Source organism: Larkinella ripae (assembly GCF_054780775.1).
On record NZ_BAAGVR010000001.1, the window covers coordinates 242,104 to 261,620 of the forward strand.

Annotated in this window: 19 protein-coding genes; 12 read left to right on the forward strand and 7 right to left on the reverse strand. The window is 54.2% G+C overall.

Annotated elements, in window-relative coordinates; genetic code table 11:
* Positions 1 to 29: 29 nt before the first annotated feature.
* Entirely contained in the window at positions 30 to 1,862 is a 1,833-nt protein-coding gene (locus ACYVHX_RS01110) for an LTA synthase family protein (RefSeq protein WP_460669749.1), read from the reverse strand.
* A gap of 207 nt (positions 1,863 to 2,069) precedes the next feature.
* A complete protein-coding gene (locus ACYVHX_RS01115; protein WP_460669750.1) occupies positions 2,070 to 3,263 on the reverse strand; it encodes a dipeptidase in 1,194 nt (397 codons plus the stop codon).
* 139 nt (positions 3,264 to 3,402) lie between these two features.
* Here ACYVHX_RS01115 and ACYVHX_RS01120 point away from each other — a divergent pair, with 139 nt between their 5' ends.
* Positions 3,403 to 4,155, forward strand: coding sequence for an SDR family NAD(P)-dependent oxidoreductase (locus ACYVHX_RS01120; RefSeq protein WP_460669751.1), 753 nt, complete (start codon positions 3,403 to 3,405; stop codon positions 4,153 to 4,155).
* Positions 4,156 to 4,242: 87 nt separating this feature from the next.
* Here the strand turns inward: ACYVHX_RS01120 and ACYVHX_RS01125 are convergent, their stop codons facing one another.
* Positions 4,243 to 4,731, reverse strand: a complete 489-nt coding sequence (locus tag ACYVHX_RS01125) for a PaaI family thioesterase (RefSeq protein ID WP_460669752.1) — start codon at positions 4,729 to 4,731, stop codon at positions 4,243 to 4,245.
* A gap of 82 nt (positions 4,732 to 4,813) precedes the next feature.
* Positions 4,814 to 5,737, reverse strand: a complete 924-nt coding sequence (locus ACYVHX_RS01130; RefSeq protein ID WP_460669753.1) for a Ppx/GppA phosphatase family protein — start codon at positions 5,735 to 5,737, stop codon at positions 4,814 to 4,816.
* 253 nt (positions 5,738 to 5,990) lie between these two features.
* On the opposite strand from ACYVHX_RS01130, the gene rpsU reads away from it, so the two are divergent.
* From rpsU to ACYVHX_RS01145, 3 genes are all read left to right on the forward strand, one after another.
* Positions 5,991 to 6,188 (forward strand): 30S ribosomal protein S21, encoded by a 198-nt coding sequence (rpsU, locus tag ACYVHX_RS01135; protein ID WP_038120545.1) that lies wholly within the window; start codon positions 5,991 to 5,993, stop codon positions 6,186 to 6,188.
* A gap of 112 nt (positions 6,189 to 6,300) precedes the next feature.
* On the forward strand, positions 6,301 to 7,188 hold the full coding sequence (locus ACYVHX_RS01140) for a tyrosine-type recombinase/integrase (RefSeq protein WP_460669754.1): 888 nt from the start codon (positions 6,301 to 6,303) through the stop codon (positions 7,186 to 7,188).
* A 36-nt stretch (positions 7,189 to 7,224) separates the two neighbouring features.
* Positions 7,225 to 7,977: an EboA domain-containing protein gene (locus tag ACYVHX_RS01145; protein WP_460669755.1), complete on the forward strand. Its 753-nt coding sequence runs from the start codon at positions 7,225 to 7,227 to the stop codon at positions 7,975 to 7,977.
* Between the two features lie 66 nt (positions 7,978 to 8,043).
* On the opposite strand, the gene ACYVHX_RS01150 is transcribed toward ACYVHX_RS01145, so the two are convergent.
* Entirely contained in the window at positions 8,044 to 8,715 is a 672-nt protein-coding gene (locus ACYVHX_RS01150; RefSeq protein WP_460669756.1) for a hypothetical protein, read from the reverse strand.
* 83 nt (positions 8,716 to 8,798) lie between these two features.
* Positions 8,799 to 9,446 (reverse strand): DUF4136 domain-containing protein, encoded by a 648-nt coding sequence (locus ACYVHX_RS01155; RefSeq protein WP_460669757.1) that lies wholly within the window; start codon positions 9,444 to 9,446, stop codon positions 8,799 to 8,801.
* A 197-nt stretch (positions 9,447 to 9,643) separates the two neighbouring features.
* Here ACYVHX_RS01155 and ACYVHX_RS01160 point away from each other — a divergent pair, with 197 nt between their 5' ends.
* From ACYVHX_RS01160 to ACYVHX_RS01195, 8 genes are all read left to right on the forward strand, one after another.
* Positions 9,644 to 10,576, forward strand: a complete 933-nt coding sequence (locus ACYVHX_RS01160; RefSeq protein ID WP_460669758.1) for a TatD family hydrolase — start codon at positions 9,644 to 9,646, stop codon at positions 10,574 to 10,576.
* An 84-nt stretch (positions 10,577 to 10,660) separates the two neighbouring features.
* A complete protein-coding gene (gene eboC, locus ACYVHX_RS01165) occupies positions 10,661 to 11,536 on the forward strand; it encodes a UbiA-like protein EboC (protein WP_460669759.1) in 876 nt (291 codons plus the stop codon).
* A gap of 93 nt (positions 11,537 to 11,629) precedes the next feature.
* Positions 11,630 to 12,778, forward strand: coding sequence for a 3-dehydroquinate synthase (locus ACYVHX_RS01170; RefSeq protein ID WP_460669760.1), 1,149 nt, complete (start codon positions 11,630 to 11,632; stop codon positions 12,776 to 12,778).
* Positions 12,775 to 14,010: a metabolite traffic protein EboE gene (gene eboE / locus ACYVHX_RS01175; protein ID WP_460669761.1), complete on the forward strand. Its 1,236-nt coding sequence runs from the start codon at positions 12,775 to 12,777 to the stop codon at positions 14,008 to 14,010. Before ACYVHX_RS01170 ends, eboE begins: the two co-directional genes overlap by 4 nt.
* Before the next feature lie 159 nt (positions 14,011 to 14,169).
* Positions 14,170 to 15,564 (forward strand): alkaline phosphatase family protein, encoded by a 1,395-nt coding sequence (locus ACYVHX_RS01180; protein ID WP_460669762.1) that lies wholly within the window; start codon positions 14,170 to 14,172, stop codon positions 15,562 to 15,564.
* Positions 15,565 to 15,802: 238 nt separating this feature from the next.
* Positions 15,803 to 16,657: an SDR family oxidoreductase gene (locus ACYVHX_RS01185; RefSeq protein ID WP_460669763.1), complete on the forward strand. Its 855-nt coding sequence runs from the start codon at positions 15,803 to 15,805 to the stop codon at positions 16,655 to 16,657.
* A 15-nt stretch (positions 16,658 to 16,672) separates the two neighbouring features.
* Positions 16,673 to 17,533, forward strand: coding sequence for an SDR family oxidoreductase (locus ACYVHX_RS01190; protein WP_460669764.1), 861 nt, complete (start codon positions 16,673 to 16,675; stop codon positions 17,531 to 17,533).
* 261 nt (positions 17,534 to 17,794) lie between these two features.
* Complete coding sequence (locus tag ACYVHX_RS01195) at positions 17,795 to 18,169, forward strand: HPF/RaiA family ribosome-associated protein (protein WP_460669765.1); 375 nt, start codon at positions 17,795 to 17,797, stop codon at positions 18,167 to 18,169.
* An 80-nt stretch (positions 18,170 to 18,249) separates the two neighbouring features.
* Here the strand turns inward: ACYVHX_RS01195 and metK are convergent, their stop codons facing one another.
* The gene (gene metK / locus ACYVHX_RS01200; protein ID WP_460669766.1) at positions 18,250 to 19,503 is read right to left on the reverse strand and encodes a methionine adenosyltransferase; all 1,254 of its coding nucleotides are present in this window, start codon (positions 19,501 to 19,503) and stop codon (positions 18,250 to 18,252) included.
* Between the last annotated feature and the right edge of the window lie 14 nt (positions 19,504 to 19,517).

The window sequence follows — 19,517 nt, forward strand, 5'->3', positions numbered from 1 at the left end:
GTTTTTTGTTTTTTATCGGACGCCGGTACCTAGTAATTCAGAAAAGCCCGGTAGGATTCTTCTTCGTACGCTTTTCCCAACTCAAGATCCTGTTTTTCAACCCGTCCTGCCGTGGAAATCAGCTGACGGCTCGTGTTGTCGAAAAGCAAATGGCGATGCGGTTGAACGACGCCGAAACCGTTATTGAAGGCAAAAAAAGCAAACGGCCGGTTTTGAGCATTCAGCAAATCGCGACTCCAGGTAAACGCCCGGGCATCCCACTGTAATTGATGCAGCAAGGTCGCGGCCAGGTCGGTCTGGGAGCCAATCCGATCGATCACCTGCGGTTTGGCCTTCAACGCGCCCCCCAGCCACAGCATCGGAATGTGGAAATCCCGCATCCGGTCGCCCGCCAGCACCGGCAGCTGATGACCATGGTCGGCCGTGATAATGAGGAGTGTATTGTTCCACCAGGGTTGTTTCTTAGCCTCCGCAATAAATGCCCCCAGACTGCGGTCGGCGTAATGCAACGAATTCAAAAATAGGGATTCTTCATCATCGTCCGGCATTACCGCAGGCATCGGCACCTCGAAAGGCTCGTGGCTGCTCAGCGTAAACAAGGTGGTAAAGAAGGGCGGTTTGGCGTCGTTCAGATCCGACAGGAGCCGGTTGTACACCACATGGTCGTGCGCGCCCCACTTCGAATTCCACTGGCTGGGCAGAAAGTCGGTTTTGGCAACAATCCGATCATATTGATTGTGGTAGAGATACGATTTGATGTTGGCAAATTCGGTTTCACCGCCGTAGTAAAAGGCCGTTTGATAGCCCGCTTTCTTGAAGCACCGGCCCAGGGCCGGAAGTTTGGCCGCTTTGGTCGGCAGCGTCATAATGGAGGCCGTGGCCTGCGCCGGAAAACCGCTCAGCAGCGCAATCAGCCCTTTTTCGCTGCGGTCACCACTGGCGTAAACCTGCCGGAACAACAGCCCTTCCTTCGTCAGTTTTTCAAACTCCGGCGTAACCCCCGATCGCCCGCCCAGAGCCGCAACGGCTTTGGCGGTCAGGCTTTCCCAGACAATCACAACCACATTCGGATTGGGCGTTGAAAGCAGCGCCCGGTTGTTGCCGTCGGGCTGATTCAGTGCCTGTAACGTGCGCTGGGCCTGACCATCCGGAAAAAACCGGTACGGATTGGAAGCGTACTTCTGCTGCTCCAGACAAGCCTGCATGAAATTCCACGGGGGTGTTACGGCGGCACTGTTTGCAAAGGCAAGCGGGGAAAAATAAACCGTACTGACGTTCATCGGAGCCAGATGGTTGCCACCGCGAATGGGAATAACCAGAGCCGCCGTGGCCGCCAGCAGCACGGGCGTCGCCTTCCGGCGTTGAACCGGCCGCAGTTGAACCGTCAGCCGTTGCAGCAGGCGATTAAAATAATAATCACCGGTAAGAACCAGCGCAATCCACAAAAAAACCAGCAACAGCAAGGGCGAGGACGCCACCGAAGCGGCTGCCTCGCGCGGTGTTTTTAGATAATGCAGGGGCGTACTATCCAGGTGAAATCCCCAGGCCCGAAAGACTTCCAGATCGGCCACGGTAATCAGCGACACCACGATCAGCTCGATCAACAAAATGATCCGGAGGAATCGGGCCAGCTTCTTCAGGGATAAACCGGGTAATAACGCAACCAGAAAAGCCGGTACCACCGTCAGATAACCGGCGGTGGAAAGATCCATGCGCAGGCCGTTGGCAAAAATCCCCAGAATGGTGGACGCGTCTAACTGACTGGTTTGCGGTTGGTAGACCAAAAAAAGAACGCGGCAGACCAGCAGCCAACAGGTCCAGCCGATCAGGCAGGCCACACTGATGAGCAACCGACTTTTCATACAGCACAAGTAGTTAACGGTTTTGTACCTGCGAAGTCGTCAGGCAACGCGCGAAACTTCGTAGTCCACGAAATTATCCGCCCGGCCGGTTGCCCGTGTGCATCCCCGAAACGGCGCGACGAAAATGGCGTTTGGACCGCTCAAAGAGTGGAATGAAAGGATGAAATAACGAGTAGTACAAGGAAACAGCGGGCAAAAACCGGCCGGCTACGGGCTGACCCGGGCCTGCTCCAGCACCCGCAGCAAATTGCCGCCCCAGATTTTGGCGATGTCTTTCTCCGAATAGCCTTTGCGAACCAACTCCAGCGTCAGGGCTTCAATCTGGCTGACATCTTCCAGCCCCGTCACGCTCCCGCCCCCGTCGAAATCGCTGCCAATACCGACGTGATCGATTCCGACCAGCCGGACAATGTGGTCAATATGTTTGACAATATCGGCAACACTGGCGCGTTCGTAGGCATACCGGTTCTGGATCGAGTCCTCCCTGGCGTCCAGCCGGGCCCGCATCTCCGGCGTAACCACGCGCCCAACGCCCGACATCCGGACGCTGTTCAGGGCCTGGCGGTGTTCGTCCGACGGTTTTCGGAGGTAATCGCTCACGAAATTGACCTGAATGACGCCCCCTTTCCGGGCCAGCGCCTGAATCATCTCGTCGGTCATGTTTCGCGGAAAATTACACAGCGCGCGGGCGTTGGAGTGCGACGCAATCAGCGGTGCTTTCGACAGCTCCAAGGCGTCATAAAACGATTTGTCGGACCCATGCGAAATATCGATCAAAATGCCCAGTCGGTTCATTTCCTGCACAACCTGACGCCCGAACGGACTCAAACCGTTGTGCTGGGGGCCATCCGGGTCGGTGGCCGAATCGCAGATGGCATTATTGGCAAAGTGCGAAAGCGTGATATACCGGCAGCCCAGATCGTAGTACGTTTTCAGGAGCGACAGGTCTTCGCCCACCGGATACCCATTTTCCATGCCGATAAAAACCGCCCGTTTTCCGGCTTTTTCAATGCGGTAGGCGTCGGCGGCTGTCGTGGCCAGTTCGGCCTGATCGGGGTGTTTCTTCAGGGCTTCGTGAATGCGTTGAAAAATCCGGAGCGCTCTGGCTTTCGCTTCGGCATGGCCTTCCGGCGTGCGCGGACCCTGGGCCATATAAACCGCAAAAAACATGGCGTCCATGCCGCCTTCCTTCATGCGGGGAAAATCGATCTGCGACTTGTCGCGCACCCGATCGTGCCGCTCGCCAACGTCAAAACCGTCTTTCACCATGTTGATCGGGGCGTCGGCGTGCGTATCGAGCGTCAGGATGCGCTGGTGGATTTTATGCGCTTTCCGGCTCAGCCGATCCGAAGGCGTCAGGAAGATAACTAGTAGTAGAAGAAACGAAAAAATGAAATTCATCAACAAAGAGTCTATCGCCCAAGTTAGAAAAGAATCGTTGAAATAGTGGTATTATAGCCGCTTAATTCCTTACCCAAGCCGGTATGGCTTTACTTTGTCCAATTTTTCGAACATTACGTTCTTAATTACTCAAATTCTCATGAACCCAACAGCCTTCATCACCGGTGCAACTTCCGGCATCGGTCTGGCCATTGCCAATGCGTTTGCCAAACTCAATTACCGCCTGATTTTGTGCGGACGGCGGCAGGAACGGTTGGCTGAATTGCAGGAAATGCTCAGCCAGCAATCGGACTGCTACACCCTTGCATTCGATGTTCGCGACCGGGCTGCCGTCGAAACCGCCGTTGCATCACTGCCTGAGGAGTGGAAAGCCATCGATATTTTGATCAACAACGCCGGAAACGCCCACGGCATGGGCCCGATTCACGAAGGCGATGCGAACGACTGGGATGCCATGATCGATGGCAATGTGAAAGGCTTACTGTATGTCACCAAAGCCGTTTCGCCGGGCATGGTCGAACGCGGACGCGGCCATATTGTCAACATCAGTTCCATTGCCGGCAAACAAACCTACGCCAATGGTGGGGTCTACTGTGCCTCAAAAGCCGCCGTCGAAGCGCTGAGCGAAGGCCTGCGACTGGACCTGACCCAATACGGCGTCAAAATCACGAACGTAGCGCCCGGTGCCGTCGAAACCGAGTTTTCGCTGGTGCGGTTCAAAGGCGACGAAGCCCGGGCCGCCAAAGTATACGAAGGATTTACGCCCCTGACCGCCAGCGACATCGCCGACGCCGTGGTGTACGCCGTGACCGCGCCCCCCCACGTCACCATCGCCGACCTGACCATCCTGGCGTCCGCTCAGGCAGCCGCCACTACTATTTATAGGAAGTAGGTGGAGAAAAGGAGGAAGGAAAGGAAGAGAGGAGGAAGGACAAGGCGGTTTTCCTTTCTTCCTCTCTCCTTTCCTCCCTTCCTCCTTTTATTTCAAAATCATACAGGTTGAAGTCGCGTGGGCGTAGAGCTTGCCCTGATCGTCTTCGACGCGCGCTTCGGCGGTGGCCACGCTGCGGCCCACATGAATGACGGTTCCGGTACAGACCAGCCGGCCGGTTTTGGCCGTCACGGGCCGGACCAGATTGACTTTCAGCTCCAAGGTGGTGTAGCCCACGCCCGCATCCAGCTTGGTATGAATGGCGCAGCCCATCGCCGAGTCGCAGAGGGTGCTCAACAAGCCGCCGTGCACAACGCCAATGGGATTATAATGAAATTCGGAAGGAATCACGGAAAAAACCGCCTTGCCGTCTTCCATCGCCACCGGATCAAAGTCCAGCGTCTGGCAGATGGGCGGCAGCGGATTTTCACCGTCCAGAATACTTTGTAAATACGCCAGGCCCGACATATTTTTGGCGGCCTGTGCGCCCTGCATCGGGTCTTCCCAGTTATACGACCGTTCTCGTTCTATTGCCATCAGTATATTGAAGTTTGGGGCTAAATTAACGCATTAAAATGCAAACTCCATGTGCTGAACAACCCGGTTTTTAGCAAAACTTTCAGCTTTTAGACGCAACGTGCTCCGCCAACACCCCTTCTTTCAAAGAATACGTGGAAACCCGAATCTGTTGAATCCTGTAGGTACGCAGCAGGTAGTCGATCAGGCAAACGCCGACCACAATCATATCCACCCGCAACTCAATCATGCCCGGCAGTTGCATCCGTCCGGCCTGATTGCGGACCAGCAGCAATTCATAAAACCGGTAGAAGGCTTTCAGAGGCAATGCAAACGCGGTCTGGCCGGCGTCGGGCCAGTGGCCTTTTTCGTGCATGAACTGCATATCGATCAGCGTATCGAACGAACCCGACGAACCCACCAGCACCGCGGGGGCATACTGATGAACCGCATTGGTGAGCGGCAACAGTTGTTCCTGAAAATACCGGTTCATGCGGCCCACCGCCGTCGGACTGATCGGGTCGGTTTCCATAAACCGCTCCAGCAGCCGCTGGCCGCCGATTTCAAAACTCTGTTTCCAGTAAATGCGTTGCTCCGTACCCAAGATGAACTCGACGCTCCCGCCCCCAATGTCAACCACGAGCGCCATCTGTTCGTCCAGCGTTCCGGCCGCCCGCACCCCGGCGTAGATGTAAGCGGCCTCCTGGTCGCCCGAGATCGAGCGAATCACGATGCCGGTTTCCCGCCGAACCCATTCGATAAATTCCGCCTGATTGCCCGCGCTCCGGATGGCGCTGGTGCCAATGGCAACTGCCTGGTCCGCCGGGATTTGATGCTGATCGAGAACCTCGCGAAAATACCGCAACACCACCAGAGCCCGCTCGGTGGCTTCGTCGGTAATAAAGCCCTGATTAATCCCGGATTTTCCAATTTTAGCGGGGCGGCTTTCCCGGAAAAGCGTCTGTCCCGCATCCGTAATCATCAAATGAAAGGTATTTGTTCCGAGGTCAATAACGGCCTGTTTCATGCAGTAAATGGCTGGATGGTTGAAATGATTGAATGGTTGAAAAATGGTTAAACCAGTTGGATGGCTTTAACCGATCAGGTCTTTCGCCTACAGCTAGAGGCCTCTCCTGATGAACTGGTATAATCATTTATGCTATTCCAACATTTTTACCCCTCCAACCGTTAATCATTTCGCACAAAACTATTGGTTTTTTCTTGCCGGACATCTATCTTTGCAATCCGTTTGATATCAGAAAATTAACGAATAGCAGGATATGCTTATCATAAACGTCAAAGAAAACGAGTCAATTGACAAAGCCCTCAAGCGCTTTAAGAAGAAATTTGAAAAAACCGGCGTATTGCGCGCCCTGCGTTCCCGGACTGCTTTCCAGAAACCGTCGATCAAACGTCGTCAGGAGATCCTGAAAGCAGTTTACCGCGAGAAAATGTACGGCAGCAACAGCGAAGCATAGTCTCCCGTTACCGTCGTCTGGCGGCAACATCGACACCTGCATGGGTTGGCAGTAGGCATAGGCTTACTGCTTTTTTTATTTTATCTTGTCCTAAATTCTTCCGTTTTGCCTTATGGTTTCGCTTTTTCTCGAACACATCCGCTACGAAAAACGCCTGAGCCACCACACGCTGACGGCCTATCGAATTGACATCGAGCAATTTCAGGGGTATCTGAAAAGCGACTACGAGCTGGAACAACCCGAACAGGCCACGTTTCACCAGATTCGTTCGTGGATTGTGAGCCTGGTGGAGTCGGGCCTGGACAAAACCTCCGTGAACCGGAAAATTGCCACCCTGCGGAGTTTTTACGGTTTTCTGCTTCGTCGGAAAGCCATTGCCGCCGATCCGATGCTGAAAGTATCGGCGCTCAAAACCAGCAAAAAAATCCCGGTTTTTGTGGAAGAAAAACCGATGGAAACCCTGCTGGACGAAGTCGATTTTCCGGAGGATTTTAAGGGATTGCGCGACAAGCTGGTGCTCGAACTGCTGTATGGCACCGGCATCCGGCTGGCCGAACTCGTCGGTCTGAAAAGGGCCGATGTGAATCTCTACGAAAAAACGATTACGGTTTTGGGTAAACGGAACAAACACCGGATCATTCCCGTTCCCGGTCCGCTGTTCGACCTGATTCAGCGTTACCAGCAAACGAAAGAAACCGAATTTGGGGCCAAAGCCGACCCGGTTTTTCTGATCCTGAGCGACCAGGGCGTCAAGGCGTATCCGGTTCTGATTCAGCGGATTGTAAAACGGTATCTCGAACTAGTGACAACCCTGGAAAAGAAAAGTCCGCACGTCCTGCGGCATACCTACGCCACCCATTTGCTCAACCGGGGCGCTGATCTGAACGCCATCAAGGATTTGCTCGGACACAGTAGTTTGGCCGCGACGCAAATCTACACCCACACGACCATCGACAAGCTCAAGAAAGCCTACAACCAGGCGCATCCGAAAGCCGGGTGAGTTGGCCGGCGTTGATCTGCTTGCTACCTTTACGGCATGAATGCATCTGCGCTTTCCAACGCCCTCCTCGACCTGATTCAACGGCAACCCCAGGCCGAAAAAGCCGTTACGTACCTCACTGAACAGGCTGACAGTTACCAGAAAACACCCACACCGGCGGTTTTCTACCGCGTTTTTACGACCATTCCGCGCTTTGTTGGAAAGCAGGCGATTGAGCTACCGCCCGCAACGGCGCAGGAAATCCAGAATCTTCGACCCGGTTTTACGGTCGATGGCTGGTCACTCGACCGGCTGGCGCGCGTCTGGTGGTTGTTGCAGCTTCCCGCCGATGATCAGACGACCTACTTCAGCACCCTCGAAAATCTGTTCAAGGCTGCGGAGATAAACGAACTGGTGGCCCTGTATTCGGCCCTGCCGGTTTTGCAGTTTCCGGAACATTGGCGGTTTCTGGCGACGGAGGCCGTGCGGAGCAACATGGGCCCGGTGCAGGAAGCAATCATGCTTCACAACCCGTTTCCGGGCGAGCAGCTGGACGAACCCGCCTGGAATCAATTGATTATGAAGGCGTTCTTCAGTGACAAACCCGTTGAACAGATCACCGGTTTTCGGGACCGGACCAACGAAAAGCTGGCCCGCATCGCCATTGATTACGCCCGGGAACGCCGGGCCGCCGGTCGCAGCATTCACCCCGAACTCTGGACGCTGGTGCACCCCTTCGTCACCGAAGAAAACCGGGTCGAACTCGAAGGCCTCTTCCAGATTCAAGGGCCGGCGGGCGGCCCCGTTTAGCCCGGGTGAGTGGGGCCTAAATCGCTCGAAGTGGCCAAAAACACGGGCTACCGTTTGTGGATGCGGTTAGAGCCACCGATACGACAAACCGGCGGACAGCAAAAGGTTGGTGCTGTTGTTCAGCTCGTTGTATTTAAAAAATACATTCTGATACTGCGCCTGCACTTCCCCCCCGAAGTTGTTGCCTTTGCCAAACTGAAACTTTGCTCCAATGGCCGGAGCCAGCGCCCCCCGGATGCCGGTTTTCTGATCGCTCAAGGTGCCGTAATACTTCGTATAATCGACGTAAGCACCCCCGGCACCGATTTGAAGGTAGGGCCGAAAGGTGGCCTGGATGTCGTTCAGATAAACCGATCCGATGGCCATCAGCGGCACGATGGTCAGCGTGCGGGTCTGAACGGCGGAAATGTCGGAACCATCGTCAAACGAATAAACCTGACGCGGCAGGCGCTGGCTGAAATACTGCTGTCCAATGCGCCCGCCGACCGAAAACCGCCCCGGAAACATCGCTTCGATTGCTACCGCAAAATTGCGGCTACCGGTTTTGTCAATATAATTCGACTGACTGCCAATGGGCAGGGCGGCTCCGTAAAAAACCGTTACCCGGCCCGACACGTAATCGGTATAGAGGTTCGTCGAAAAGCTGCGCTTCGAATCGTCCGGGTCGGTGGAAAGCTGCGCCATGACCCCGATGGACCAGAGCATTCCTATCAAACTGAAAATGAGTTTTCTGTTCATGATTTTCGGCGGCTAAAGACCGGAAAAGCGAGCCTTGGGAAATGAAGCTTTCTTCTCTCGTCTTGCATCGTTGTTCAAAAGTTTCATTGATTAACCCGCAAATAGGCCGATTGCTCGAACACCCGGGTCAGCATGGAATCGATGGAAGCGGCATCAAAAATACCGCTGCCCCGAATCTGGGCCTGCCAGATAACGTTCAGCTCCTGGTCGGTTGTATTCGGGCTTTTCAAATCGATTAACTGAATCATCCAGTACGATTCACTGACTTCGTACAGCGAATAATAGTTTGGGTAATAGGGACTGTAACCGCCCCAGCCGCCTAAACCGCCGTATCCCCAGTAATCCAGGTAATAGGACGAAAACGGCATCGAATTTACACCCACGTAACTGTTGTTGATCCGCATAACGGCCACGCCCAAGTCCGTGCTGTCCCTCCGCTCAACGCGCTGAAAACCCCGGCTGGTCAGTTCCTGCGCCAGACGGCTCAGAAAGGGCGGTTCCAGCCCGGTCATCGAAAGCTGCGCCTGATCGTTGGAAATTTCAAGCACCGAATCCGGCAAACTGAACGTTTTATAACTGGCGAAATTGATCGAACGGTCGCGGTTCGTAATAAACACCTGACTGTCTTCCGGTGTCAGGTCGCTGATGGGGTCGGGGCGGCAGGAGCTGATTCCACTTCCCATTCCTCCGCATATCCCCAACCAAAGCAGAATCTGAAATTTACTTTTCATAGTTCCTTCGCAAATGGTGTAACGTAACTTGATCAGCCGATGCCCGGGGCACCATCTATTTAACTAACGATTCAGGCTGCGGTTTTGATAAAACTTAATCGTTTTTTCATCAATTCGCCCGGCCATCGGTTATCGTGTTGCTTGCAACTCGGTTGCGGGCCAACTACCTTTGCTTTTTCCATACGCCGATTAAAATCATGAGTTTTTTAGAGACCATACGGGGCATGAAGTTCTTCGACATGCACGTGCACATGACATCCCGCACCACCGATGATTACCAGGCGATGGCCGACGCGGGCATCGTTGCGCTGATCGAACCGGCTTTCTGGCTGGGGCAGCCGCGGACGGGCGTTGACTCGTTCCGCGATTATTTTGCCAGTCTGGTGGGTTGGGAGCGGTTTCGGGCGTCGCAGTTCGGCATCCGGCACTATTGCACCATTGGCCTGAATTCCAAGGAAGCCAATAACGAAGCCCTGGCCGAGCAGGTGATGGAAATTCTGCCGTTGTTCATCTATAAGGAAGGCGTTGTCGGCGTGGGCGAAATCGGTTTCGACGACCAGACTCCGCTGGAAGAAAAATACTACCGGGCGCAGCTCGAACTGGCGAAAGAAGCCAATCTGCCCGTTCAGATTCATACGCCCCACCGCGATAAAAAACAAGGCACCAGCCGCAGCATGGACATCGCTTTGGAGCACGGGCTGGACCCCGGCCTGGTGATTGTCGACCACAACAACGAAGAAACCGTCAAGGAAGTCCTGGATCGCGGCTTCTGGGCCGGTTTTACGATTTACCCGTTTACCAAAATGGGCAACGAGCGCATGGTGGAAGTGGTCAGGCAATACGGTCCGGAGCGCATCATGATCAACTCGGCCGCCGACTGGGGCATCAGTGATCCGCTGGCGCTGCCCAAAACCGCAGCCCTGATGAAAGAACGCGGTATTTCCGACGAAACCATCCGCCTGGTAACCTTCCAGAACGCCGTTACGGCTTTTGCCCAGAGCGGCCAGCTCGCCATCGAGGACCTCGACCAACCCATCGACATCGACCAGAGCCAGCGCTACAACGGCAGTTCCGTGCTCCGCGGAGGTCAGGCCCCGCGCGTGGACAAATCCTCAACGATCATAAAATAAATGATGAGTTATGAATAATGAACGATGAACTAAGCCGACGCCGACAATTCATCGTTCATCGTTTATCCTTCATCATTCTCAATCATGTTTCTTCCGCTTCTTCGTTTAACCCGCCCGGCCAACCTGATCACTGCCGTTGCCGATGTGATGGCCGGGATGGCCATTGCCGGCTATTACCTGATTTTGGATGCCGATCCGGCACCGGTGGGCTGGTTGTGCCTGTCGACGGTAGGGCTGTACGGGGGCGGAGTCGTGTTCAATGATGTTTTCGATGCCGAACTGGATGCCGTTGAACGGCCGGAGCGGCCCATTCCGAGCGGACAGGTGAGTTTGGGAGCCGCAACGTCCCTGGCCCTTTTCCTGTTTGCGGTTGGCATTGGAGCCGCCTGGCTGGTGAATCCAACGGCGGGGTGGCTGGCCATCGCCATTGCCATTGCCTCGGTGGTGTATGACAAATTCGGGAAGCACAACGCCATCGTCGGGCCGTTGAACATGGGCTTGTGCCGGGGACTCAATCTGGTGCTGGGCATCAGCATTCTACCCGATCAGGTGCCGGTTTGGGCGTCGCTGGGCGTCATTCCGATTGTCTACATTGCGGCCATTACGATGATTAGCCGGGGCGAGGTGCACGGTGGCAATGCCGGTATTCTGCGAATAGCCGGTTTGCTCTACGGCCTGGTTATCGGCTGCATTGGCGCCATTGCCCAGCAACAAAACCAACTGGGAACCGCCATTCCTTTTCTCATCCTGTTCGGCTACTTTATTTTTCCGCCCCTCTGGCAGGCCATCCGTGAGCCGACGGGCCGCAACATCGGCATGGCCGTCAAAGCCGGCGTTTTGTCCCTGATCGTGATGAATGCCGCCTGGGTGGCCGCTTTCGCGTCGTTTCCGCTGGCGATGCTGGTGATTTGTCTACTGCCGTTGTCGCGGCTACTGGCCAACGTTTTTGCGGTCACCTAACCGAACGGTTCCGTTTCATTGCGTGTTCTTAAAGACGAACCGTCGGGTTTGTTTTTTAAGTACCTTTACAGTTTATCAACATCATTGCGAGGAATGAATACCCTTCACCAATCGTTCAGCGTCCGGTTTACGTACGAGGTCTATTTTTCCGACCGGCTGTTTGAACCAACGAACTCTGCCCTACTTGATTTCCTGAAAAAGCACCATTCAGAAGGCTTTCGCAAAAAACTTTTATTTATTGTGGATGAAGGCGTTACGGCCAGTCATTCCGATTTACTCACCAAGATAAAGTCGTATTTCTCCACGACCACGCTTGTCGACCTTATCCCGGATTTAATCGTCATTCCCGGTGGTGAAGGAGCCAAAAATGATCCGGCGCTGGTCGATCAGCTGATCGACGCCGTGGATCGCTACGGCATCGACCGGCATTCGTACGTGGTTGCCATCGGGGGCGGTTCGGTGCTCGATCTGGTGGGCTACGTAGCCGCCATTTCACACCGGGGCATCCGGCACATCCGGATTCCGACGACGGTTTTATCCCAGAACGACTCGGGCATCGGCGTCAAAAACGGGGTCAATTACCACGGCAAGAAGAACTTTCTGGGCTCGTTTGCGCCACCGGTTGCGGTTTTTAACGACCTTCAGTTTTTGACAACCCTCGACGACCGCGACTGGCGGGCGGGCATTTCCGAAGCCATCAAAGTCGCCCTGATCAAAGACCGGCCTTTCTTTGAGTGGCTCGAAGCCAACGCCCAAAAACTGGCCGCCCGCGATCTGGAGGCCATGCACTACCTGGTTCACCGCTGCGCCGAATTGCACCTGAACCACATCGCCGGTGGGGACCCGTTCGAAATGGGGTCGTCGCGGCCCCTGGACTTTGGCCACTGGAGCGCCCACAAACTCGAACAACTCACTGATTTTGAGATTCGTCACGGTGAAGCCGTCGCCATCGGCATTGCCCTCGACAGCCTGTATTCGCAGCGCATCGGCTGGCTCAGCGAAGCCGACGCCAACCGCATTCTGAACCTGGAACGGGCACTCGGTTTTTCGTTGTTCCACCCGGCGCTGGAAGGCGACGACATACTGAAAGGATTGAATGAATTCCGGGAACACCTGGGCGGGCAACTGACCATTATGCTGCTGACCGCCATCGGAACGGGCGTTGAGGTTCACACCATGGACCAAAACCGCATTCGCGAAGCGATCAGTATTTTAAAGGAAACCGAAATCCAGCCCGCATGAAGACTCCGCTCGGACATTTAGGTTATTGCACCAACATTCATGCCGGTGAGCACTGGGCCGAACACTTTATTGCGCTGCAACAGGCCATTCCGGCGCTGAAACAAAAGCTCTCGCCCGATGCACCTTTCGGCATTGGGTTGCGGTTGTCGAACATTGCCAGTCAGGAACTGGCGCAACCCGGACGCCTGCGGGAGTTTCAACAGTGGCTGACCGACAACGACAGCTACGTCTTCACGATGAACGGTTTTCCGTACGGCGGTTTCCACCGGACCCGCGTCAAGGATCAGGTTCACGCCCCCGACTGGCGCACGCCCGAACGGGTCGATTACACCATCCGGCTTTTCCGTTTGCTGACGGCCCTGTTGCCCATTCGCACGTCGGGCGGCATCACCGAAGCCGGTATTTCGACCTCGCCCCTCTCCTACCGCTACTGGTTTCAGTGGGGGAATCCGGACCAGCGCGATCTGGCTTTTGAAGCGACGACCCAACGCCTGTTGACGGTGGTGGAAGAACTGGTGCGGATCAAGCAGCAGGAAGGCATCAGCCTCCACCTCGACCTCGAACCCGAACCCGACGGATTGTTGGAAACCGCCGACGAATTCATCGAATGGTTCAACCTGTATTTGCTGCCGATCGGCATCGAACGGCTGAACGATGAGTTTGGCTTTTCGGCGGGTGAATGCGAAGCTGCTCTGCGCGAACACGTCCAGCTGTGTTACGACATTTGCCATTTTGCCGTCGGTTACGAACGCCCGGAAGAGGTCCTGAAAAAATTGCAGGATAACGACCTGAACGTCGGAAAAATTCAGATCAGCGCGGCTTTGAAAGCCACATTTCCGGTGGAACGAAACAGCCGGGAAGCGGTTCTCGATCAATTCAGGCAGTTCAACGAACCGACGTACCTGCATCAGGTCGTGGCCCGAAATGAAACCGGCGAGTTGCTGCGGTTTCCGGATTTACCGGAAGCTCTGCTGGCTTTTAACAAAACGCACGTCGAATGGCGGTCGCATTTTCACGTACCGCTGTTCGTCAACGACTACGGTTTGCTGCAATCGACGCAGGACGATATTCTCGAAGTCCTCCGTTTGCAGCGTGAAAAACCATTTACGGAGCAGCTGGAAGTGGAAACCTACACCTGGGAAGTGTTACCCGAAGACTTGAAAATGCGGTTGAATGATTCAATCGGGCGGGAATTAGGCTGGGTATTAGACAAAATAGCGAATAATGAATAACGAGTATTGAATGTCGAAGTGGCTGCGTGCGCCTTTAAACTTCTACATTTATTAGTCGCTATTGATCAATCGCTCTTCAACAACCATTATAAACCGCAAGGCGGGCCGCCGGAGCGATCGCAGGGACCTTGCAGGTTTTGTTCTTCATTACACTCTGTTATGAAAAAAACCGTAGTAATCGATGTGGTGGGTTTATCGTCCTCGCTGATTGGTGAGCATACGCCCTTCCTGAAACAGTGGGTGTCGGATAAGCAACTTTCGTCCATCGAACCGATGCTGCCTGCCGTCACCACGGCGGTTCAATCCACGTATGTGACGGGTAAATGGCCCACCGAAACCGGAATCGTCGGAAACGGCTGGTACGACCGGGTCGATTGCGAGGTTAAATTCTGGAAGCAGTCGAACAAACTGGTGGGTGGCGAGAAAATCTGGGAACGCGCCCGGCAACTCGATCCGTCCTTTACGGTTTCCAAGATGTTCTGGTGGTACAATATGTATTCCTCGGCCGATTTTTCGGTAACACCGCGCCCCCAGTACCACGCCGACGGTGTGAAAGCGCCCGACTGCTACAGCCACCCGTCCGATCTGCGCGACCGGCTTCAGGATGCGCTGGGCACCTTTCCGCTGTTCAGTTTCTGGGGCCCCAACGCCAACATCAAATCGACCCGCTGGATTGCCGACGCGTCGCTGCTCGTGGACCGCTGGCATAACCCGACGCTGACGCTGATTTATCTGCCGCATCTGGATTATTGCCTGCAAAAATTCGGCCCGGATCTGGGCCGGATCTCGAAAGAACTGAACGAAATTGACGACGTGCTTCGGGATCTGATCCAGCACTACGAACGGCAAAACGCCGAAATTATCATTCTGTCGGAATACGGGATTACGAACGTCAGCAAGCCCATTCACCTGAACCGCCTGTTCCGGGAAGCCGGGCTGATCAATGTTCGGGTGGAACAGGGGCTGGAACTGCTCGACGCGGGCGCGTCGCGGGCTTTTGCCGTCGCCGACCATCAGGTGGCCCATATTTACATCAACGACCCGTCCTGTGCCGCCCAGGTTCGGGCGATTCTGGAAAAAACCGCCGGCATTGACCGGATTCTGGACGAAGCGGGCAAACGGCAGTACCACATTGACCATGAACGTTCCGGTGAGCTGGTTGTGATGGCCGACGCTGAAAGCTGGTTTACGTACTATTACTGGACCGACGATGCGAAAGCGCCGGATTACGCCCGGCTGGTGGATATTCACCGCAAACCGGGGTACGATCCGGTCGAAATGTTTATGGACCCGGCCAATCCGATGATCAAATTGAAAGCCGGTTACAAACTGATTCGCAAGAAACTGGGCTTCCGGTATTTGATGAACGTCATTCCGCTGGACGCTACGCTGATCAAAGGATCGCACGGGCGCGTCGGCACGCCAACGGCTTACCACCCGGTTTTTGTGGCGTCGCGCAAAGAATTTTCGTCCCAAAAACCGTTGCAGGCCGTTGAGGTGTATGACAAAATCTGGGCAGCGCTGACGGCGGACGTACCCCAAAAAACCGCCTGATTTTAGCTGCTTCTCTTTCTGGAAAACCGCACGCTGGCCAGCGTGCGGTTTTTTATTGGCCCATTAAATAATAGAATTCGGCCGAAACCGCAGCGATTGGGTTGTTTAAACAGAGACAGGAAAGGTGAAGGGCTGGGGGTAGCGATGTAACGAAATCCTTGTTTTGTCTTGCCTCCTTCATCTCCTCTCCCTGGTCTAAAAGCAACTTTCTGGTTTACTCAACACACAACTGAACGGTATGGAAACGAAGATTCCGCCCCAGCACCAGGACGTGCAGCCGGGTTTGGAAAGCGAACTGGACCCGCAGCCGAAAGTAATTCGGTATACGTATGTTGGTTCGGGGAAATTGAAGGGCAAAGTGGCCCTGATTACGGGTGGAGACAGTGGCATTGGCCGGGCCGTCGCGGTGCATTTCGCGCGGGAAGGCGCCGATGTTGCCATTGCGTATACCCAACGCGAGGAAGGTGATGCGCAGCGAACGCGGGAACTCGTGCAGGACGAAGGCCGGCAGTGCCTGCTTCTGCCGGGCGACCTGCGCAATCCGGCGTATTGCGAGCAACTGGTGGAAGATACCGTCCGGCGGTTTGGCAAACTGAACATTCTGGTGAACAACGCCGGTCTGCAACTGGCGCACGAGCGGTTTGAAGACATGACCGACGATGATCTGGTGAACACGTTTGAAATCAATATTTATTCGTTTTTCCGGGTTACGCGGGCGGCTGTGAAACACCTGCACGAAGGCGACAGCATCATCAACACCACGTCGGTAACCGCTTATCAGGGCCGGGCCGATCTGCCGGAATATTCGGCGACCAAAGGAGCCATCATGAGTTTCACGCGGGCTTTGTCGTCCAACCTGGCCGAAAAGAAAATCCGGGTCAATGGGGTAGCACCCGGTCCGATCTGGACGCCCCTGAATCCGGCTTCGGTGGATGCAAAACAAGTGGCCCAGTTTGGCAAAGACGTACCGATGAAGCGTCCCGGCCAGCCCAGCGAGGTAGCTCCGGCCTACGTGTATCTGGCGTCTGACGATTCTACCTACGTGACCGGTCAGACCCTCCACCCCAACGGCGGAACGATTATTAACGCCTGAAAACCGTACATGACGATGAACTTAGAATTGGACACACCGCCCCAGCACCAGGACGAGCAGCCGGGGCTGGAGAAGCTGATGCATCCGCAACCGATCTACATCCGGGACGACTACAAAGGAAGCGGCAGGTTACAGGACAAAATTGCCCTGATTACGGGTGGAGACAGCGGCATTGGCCGGGCCGTCGCGGTGCATTTTGCGCGGGAAGGCGCCGACCTGGCAATCGTGTACCTTCCCCGCGAACAGGACGATGCCGAGAAAACCAAAGCGCTGGTCGAAGCCGAAGGACGGCGCTGCCTGCTCCTTGCCGGAGATCTGCGAAATGCCTCGTTTATCAGACAAGCAGTTGATCAGGTAATCGGCGAGTACCATCACCTCAATATTCTGGTCAACAACGCGGCCAACCACGTTGAACAAAAGGAGTTTACGGACATCACGGATCAGCAGTTGACCGAAACGTTCGAGCTCAACATTCTGGCCATGTTTCGGCTGGTCAAGCAGGCTTTGCCGCACATGGGGGCCTACGACTGCATCATTAACACAACTTCCGTGGTATCGTACCGGGGCAGCAAGGCGCTGATCGATTATGCCTCCACGAAAGGAGCGGTCACGGCCTTCACGCGCTCCTTATCGCAGCATCTGGTGGAACGCAGCATTCGGGTTAACGCGGTGGCGCCCGGTCCGATCTGGACACCCCTGATCGTGTCCACCAAAACCGAAAAAGAAGTGGCCGAATTCGGAAAAGATACGCCCCTGGGGCGCGTCGGGCAACCCGCCGAGGTGGCGCCGGCCTTTGTTTTCCTGGCTTCCGAAGACGCTTCCTACACGACGGGGCAAGTGATGCACGTCAACGGCGGTGAAGTCGTAAACACCTGAAAACCGGTTAAAAGCAGACCCAAAACCGTAAATTTCCGGATTTATCAGATTCTGGAATTAGATAATAAGAAGAACTTTCACAACCGTGCGAATACCAATTGGTACGATAAATGACGGTTTTGAATTGTGAGGTAACATTCGCATAAAATTGGACAATCCCCTAAGTTGGATATTTCGGGCAGGCTCTTGCTTCTGTCAATTGATTTTTGAAACTTAGGTAGTCCGTGGGTTCTTTGTTTAACTTTAAACCATGTGACACGTATGAGAATTCAAGTTCATTGCGTCCATTTTTCCGCAGACCAAAGTTTGCTGGACTTCATTCAGAAGAAGCTTAACAAATTAGACACCTTCAACGACCGGATTGTGAGTGGCGAAGTTTATTTGAGGTTGGAGGGAAGCGATACCAGTAAAATTAAACAGAAGATTTTCGAGGTTAAACTGTTCTTACCGGGTGATTCCATCTTTGTCCGCCAGCAAGGCACCACGTTTGAAGAAGCGACGGATATGGTGGTTGACACCCTGAAAAACAAGTTGAAGCGTCATAAAGATAAACAGCGCAATATTTCTGCCCAGCAGATTAAGGAATCGAAGGAGTTGGTGGAAGCCGACGTTGTCAATGAGGACATCGATTTTTAGTCAACCCGATTCCAACAAAAAAACCGTCTCGAAAAGACGGTTTTTTTGTTTTATACCCACGGACTTTAATCCGCAGACCGTTATAAACCAAACGCTTCTTTTACCTGATCAACGTAGTCGAGTTTTTCCCACGTAAACAACTCAACCTCTACTTCTTTTGTACTCCCGTTGGTGCCAAACACTTTTTTCACCACCTGGTTCTGACGGCCCATATGGCCATAGGCTGCGGTTTCGGAGTAAATCGGGTTGCGGAGTTTCAGACGTTGCTCGATGGCGTACGGACGCATGTCGAACAATTCTTCAATTTTGGCCGCAATCTCACCGTCGGTTAAGTCTACTTTAGCCGAATTGTAGGTATTTACGTACAAACCGCACGGTTTGGCAACACCGATGGCGTAGGAAACCTGCACAAGCACCTGGTCGCAAAGACCGGCAGCCACGAGGTTTTTGGCAATGTGCCGCGTGGCATAGGCCGCCGAACGGTCTACTTTTGAGGGATCTTTGCCCGAGAAAGCACCACCGCCGTGTGCACCCTTCCCACCGTAAGTATCAACAATAATTTTGCGACCCGTTAAACCCGTATCGCCGTGCGGTCCGCCGATGACGAATTTGCCCGTCGGGTTGATGTAATACGTAATATCGCCGGTAAATAGGGACTGCAATTCGGGTTTCAGCTTTGCTTTTACGCGCGGGATGACAATGTTGATGACATCTTCACGAATCCGTTCGAGCATTACGGCGTCCGTACCGAAATCGTCGTGCTGCGTAGAAACCACAATGGTATCAATGCGAACCGGCTTATCGTCGTCGCTGTATTCAATGGTTACCTGTGACTTGGCATCCGGGCGGAGGTAGGTCAGAATATCGTTCTCGTGGTTCCGGATATACGACATTTCCTGCAGAATCTTATGGGCCAGATCGAGCGGCAACGGCATAAAATTGTCGGTTTCGTTGGTCGCGTAGCCAAACATCATGCCCTGGTCACCCGCGCCCTGATCTTCCGGATTCGCGCGTTCTACGCCCTGATTGATATCAGCCGACTGATCGTGGATCGCGGACAGAATACCGCAGGAGTCGGCTTCAAACATGTATTCACTTTTGGTGTAACCAATCCGCCGGATAACTTCCCGGGCAATTTTCTGAACATCGAGGTAGGTAGTCGTTTTCACCTCACCCGCCAACACCACCTGACCGGTTGTAACCAGGGTCTCGCAGGCGACCTTGCTGGAGGGATCATAGGCCAGAAAATGATCGATCAATGCATCGGAAATTTGATCCGCAACTTTATCAGGATGTCCTTCAGAGACAGACTCTGACGTAAATAGATAGGGCATTATACGTACGATTT

Coding starts and splice junctions, on each gene's coding strand:
- rpsU (WP_038120545.1), top strand. CDS start 5,991: ATGCTTATCATAAACGTCAAAGAAAACGAGTCAATTGACAAAGCCCTC.
- ACYVHX_RS01190 (WP_460669764.1), top strand. CDS start 16,673: ATGAACTTAGAATTGGACACACCGCCCCAGCACCAGGACGAGCAGCCG.
- metK (WP_460669766.1), bottom strand. CDS start 19,503: ATGCCCTATCTATTTACGTCAGAGTCTGTCTCTGAAGGACATCCTGAT.
- eboE (WP_460669761.1), top strand. CDS start 12,775: ATGAAGACTCCGCTCGGACATTTAGGTTATTGCACCAACATTCATGCC.
- ACYVHX_RS01180 (WP_460669762.1), top strand. CDS start 14,170: ATGAAAAAAACCGTAGTAATCGATGTGGTGGGTTTATCGTCCTCGCTG.
- ACYVHX_RS01185 (WP_460669763.1), top strand. CDS start 15,803: ATGGAAACGAAGATTCCGCCCCAGCACCAGGACGTGCAGCCGGGTTTG.
- ACYVHX_RS01130 (WP_460669753.1), bottom strand. CDS start 5,737: ATGAAACAGGCCGTTATTGACCTCGGAACAAATACCTTTCATTTGATG.
- ACYVHX_RS01150 (WP_460669756.1), bottom strand. CDS start 8,715: ATGAACAGAAAACTCATTTTCAGTTTGATAGGAATGCTCTGGTCCATC.
- ACYVHX_RS01145 (WP_460669755.1), top strand. CDS start 7,225: ATGAATGCATCTGCGCTTTCCAACGCCCTCCTCGACCTGATTCAACGG.
- ACYVHX_RS01155 (WP_460669757.1), bottom strand. CDS start 9,446: ATGAAAAGTAAATTTCAGATTCTGCTTTGGTTGGGGATATGCGGAGGA.
- ACYVHX_RS01115 (WP_460669750.1), bottom strand. CDS start 3,263: ATGAATTTCATTTTTTCGTTTCTTCTACTACTAGTTATCTTCCTGACG.
- ACYVHX_RS01195 (WP_460669765.1), top strand. CDS start 17,795: ATGAGAATTCAAGTTCATTGCGTCCATTTTTCCGCAGACCAAAGTTTG.
- ACYVHX_RS01160 (WP_460669758.1), top strand. CDS start 9,644: ATGAGTTTTTTAGAGACCATACGGGGCATGAAGTTCTTCGACATGCAC.
- ACYVHX_RS01140 (WP_460669754.1), top strand. CDS start 6,301: ATGGTTTCGCTTTTTCTCGAACACATCCGCTACGAAAAACGCCTGAGC.
- ACYVHX_RS01125 (WP_460669752.1), bottom strand. CDS start 4,731: ATGGCAATAGAACGAGAACGGTCGTATAACTGGGAAGACCCGATGCAG.
- eboC (WP_460669759.1), top strand. CDS start 10,661: ATGTTTCTTCCGCTTCTTCGTTTAACCCGCCCGGCCAACCTGATCACT.
- ACYVHX_RS01110 (WP_460669749.1), bottom strand. CDS start 1,862: ATGAAAAGTCGGTTGCTCATCAGTGTGGCCTGCCTGATCGGCTGGACC.
- ACYVHX_RS01120 (WP_460669751.1), top strand. CDS start 3,403: ATGAACCCAACAGCCTTCATCACCGGTGCAACTTCCGGCATCGGTCTG.
- ACYVHX_RS01170 (WP_460669760.1), top strand. CDS start 11,630: ATGAATACCCTTCACCAATCGTTCAGCGTCCGGTTTACGTACGAGGTC.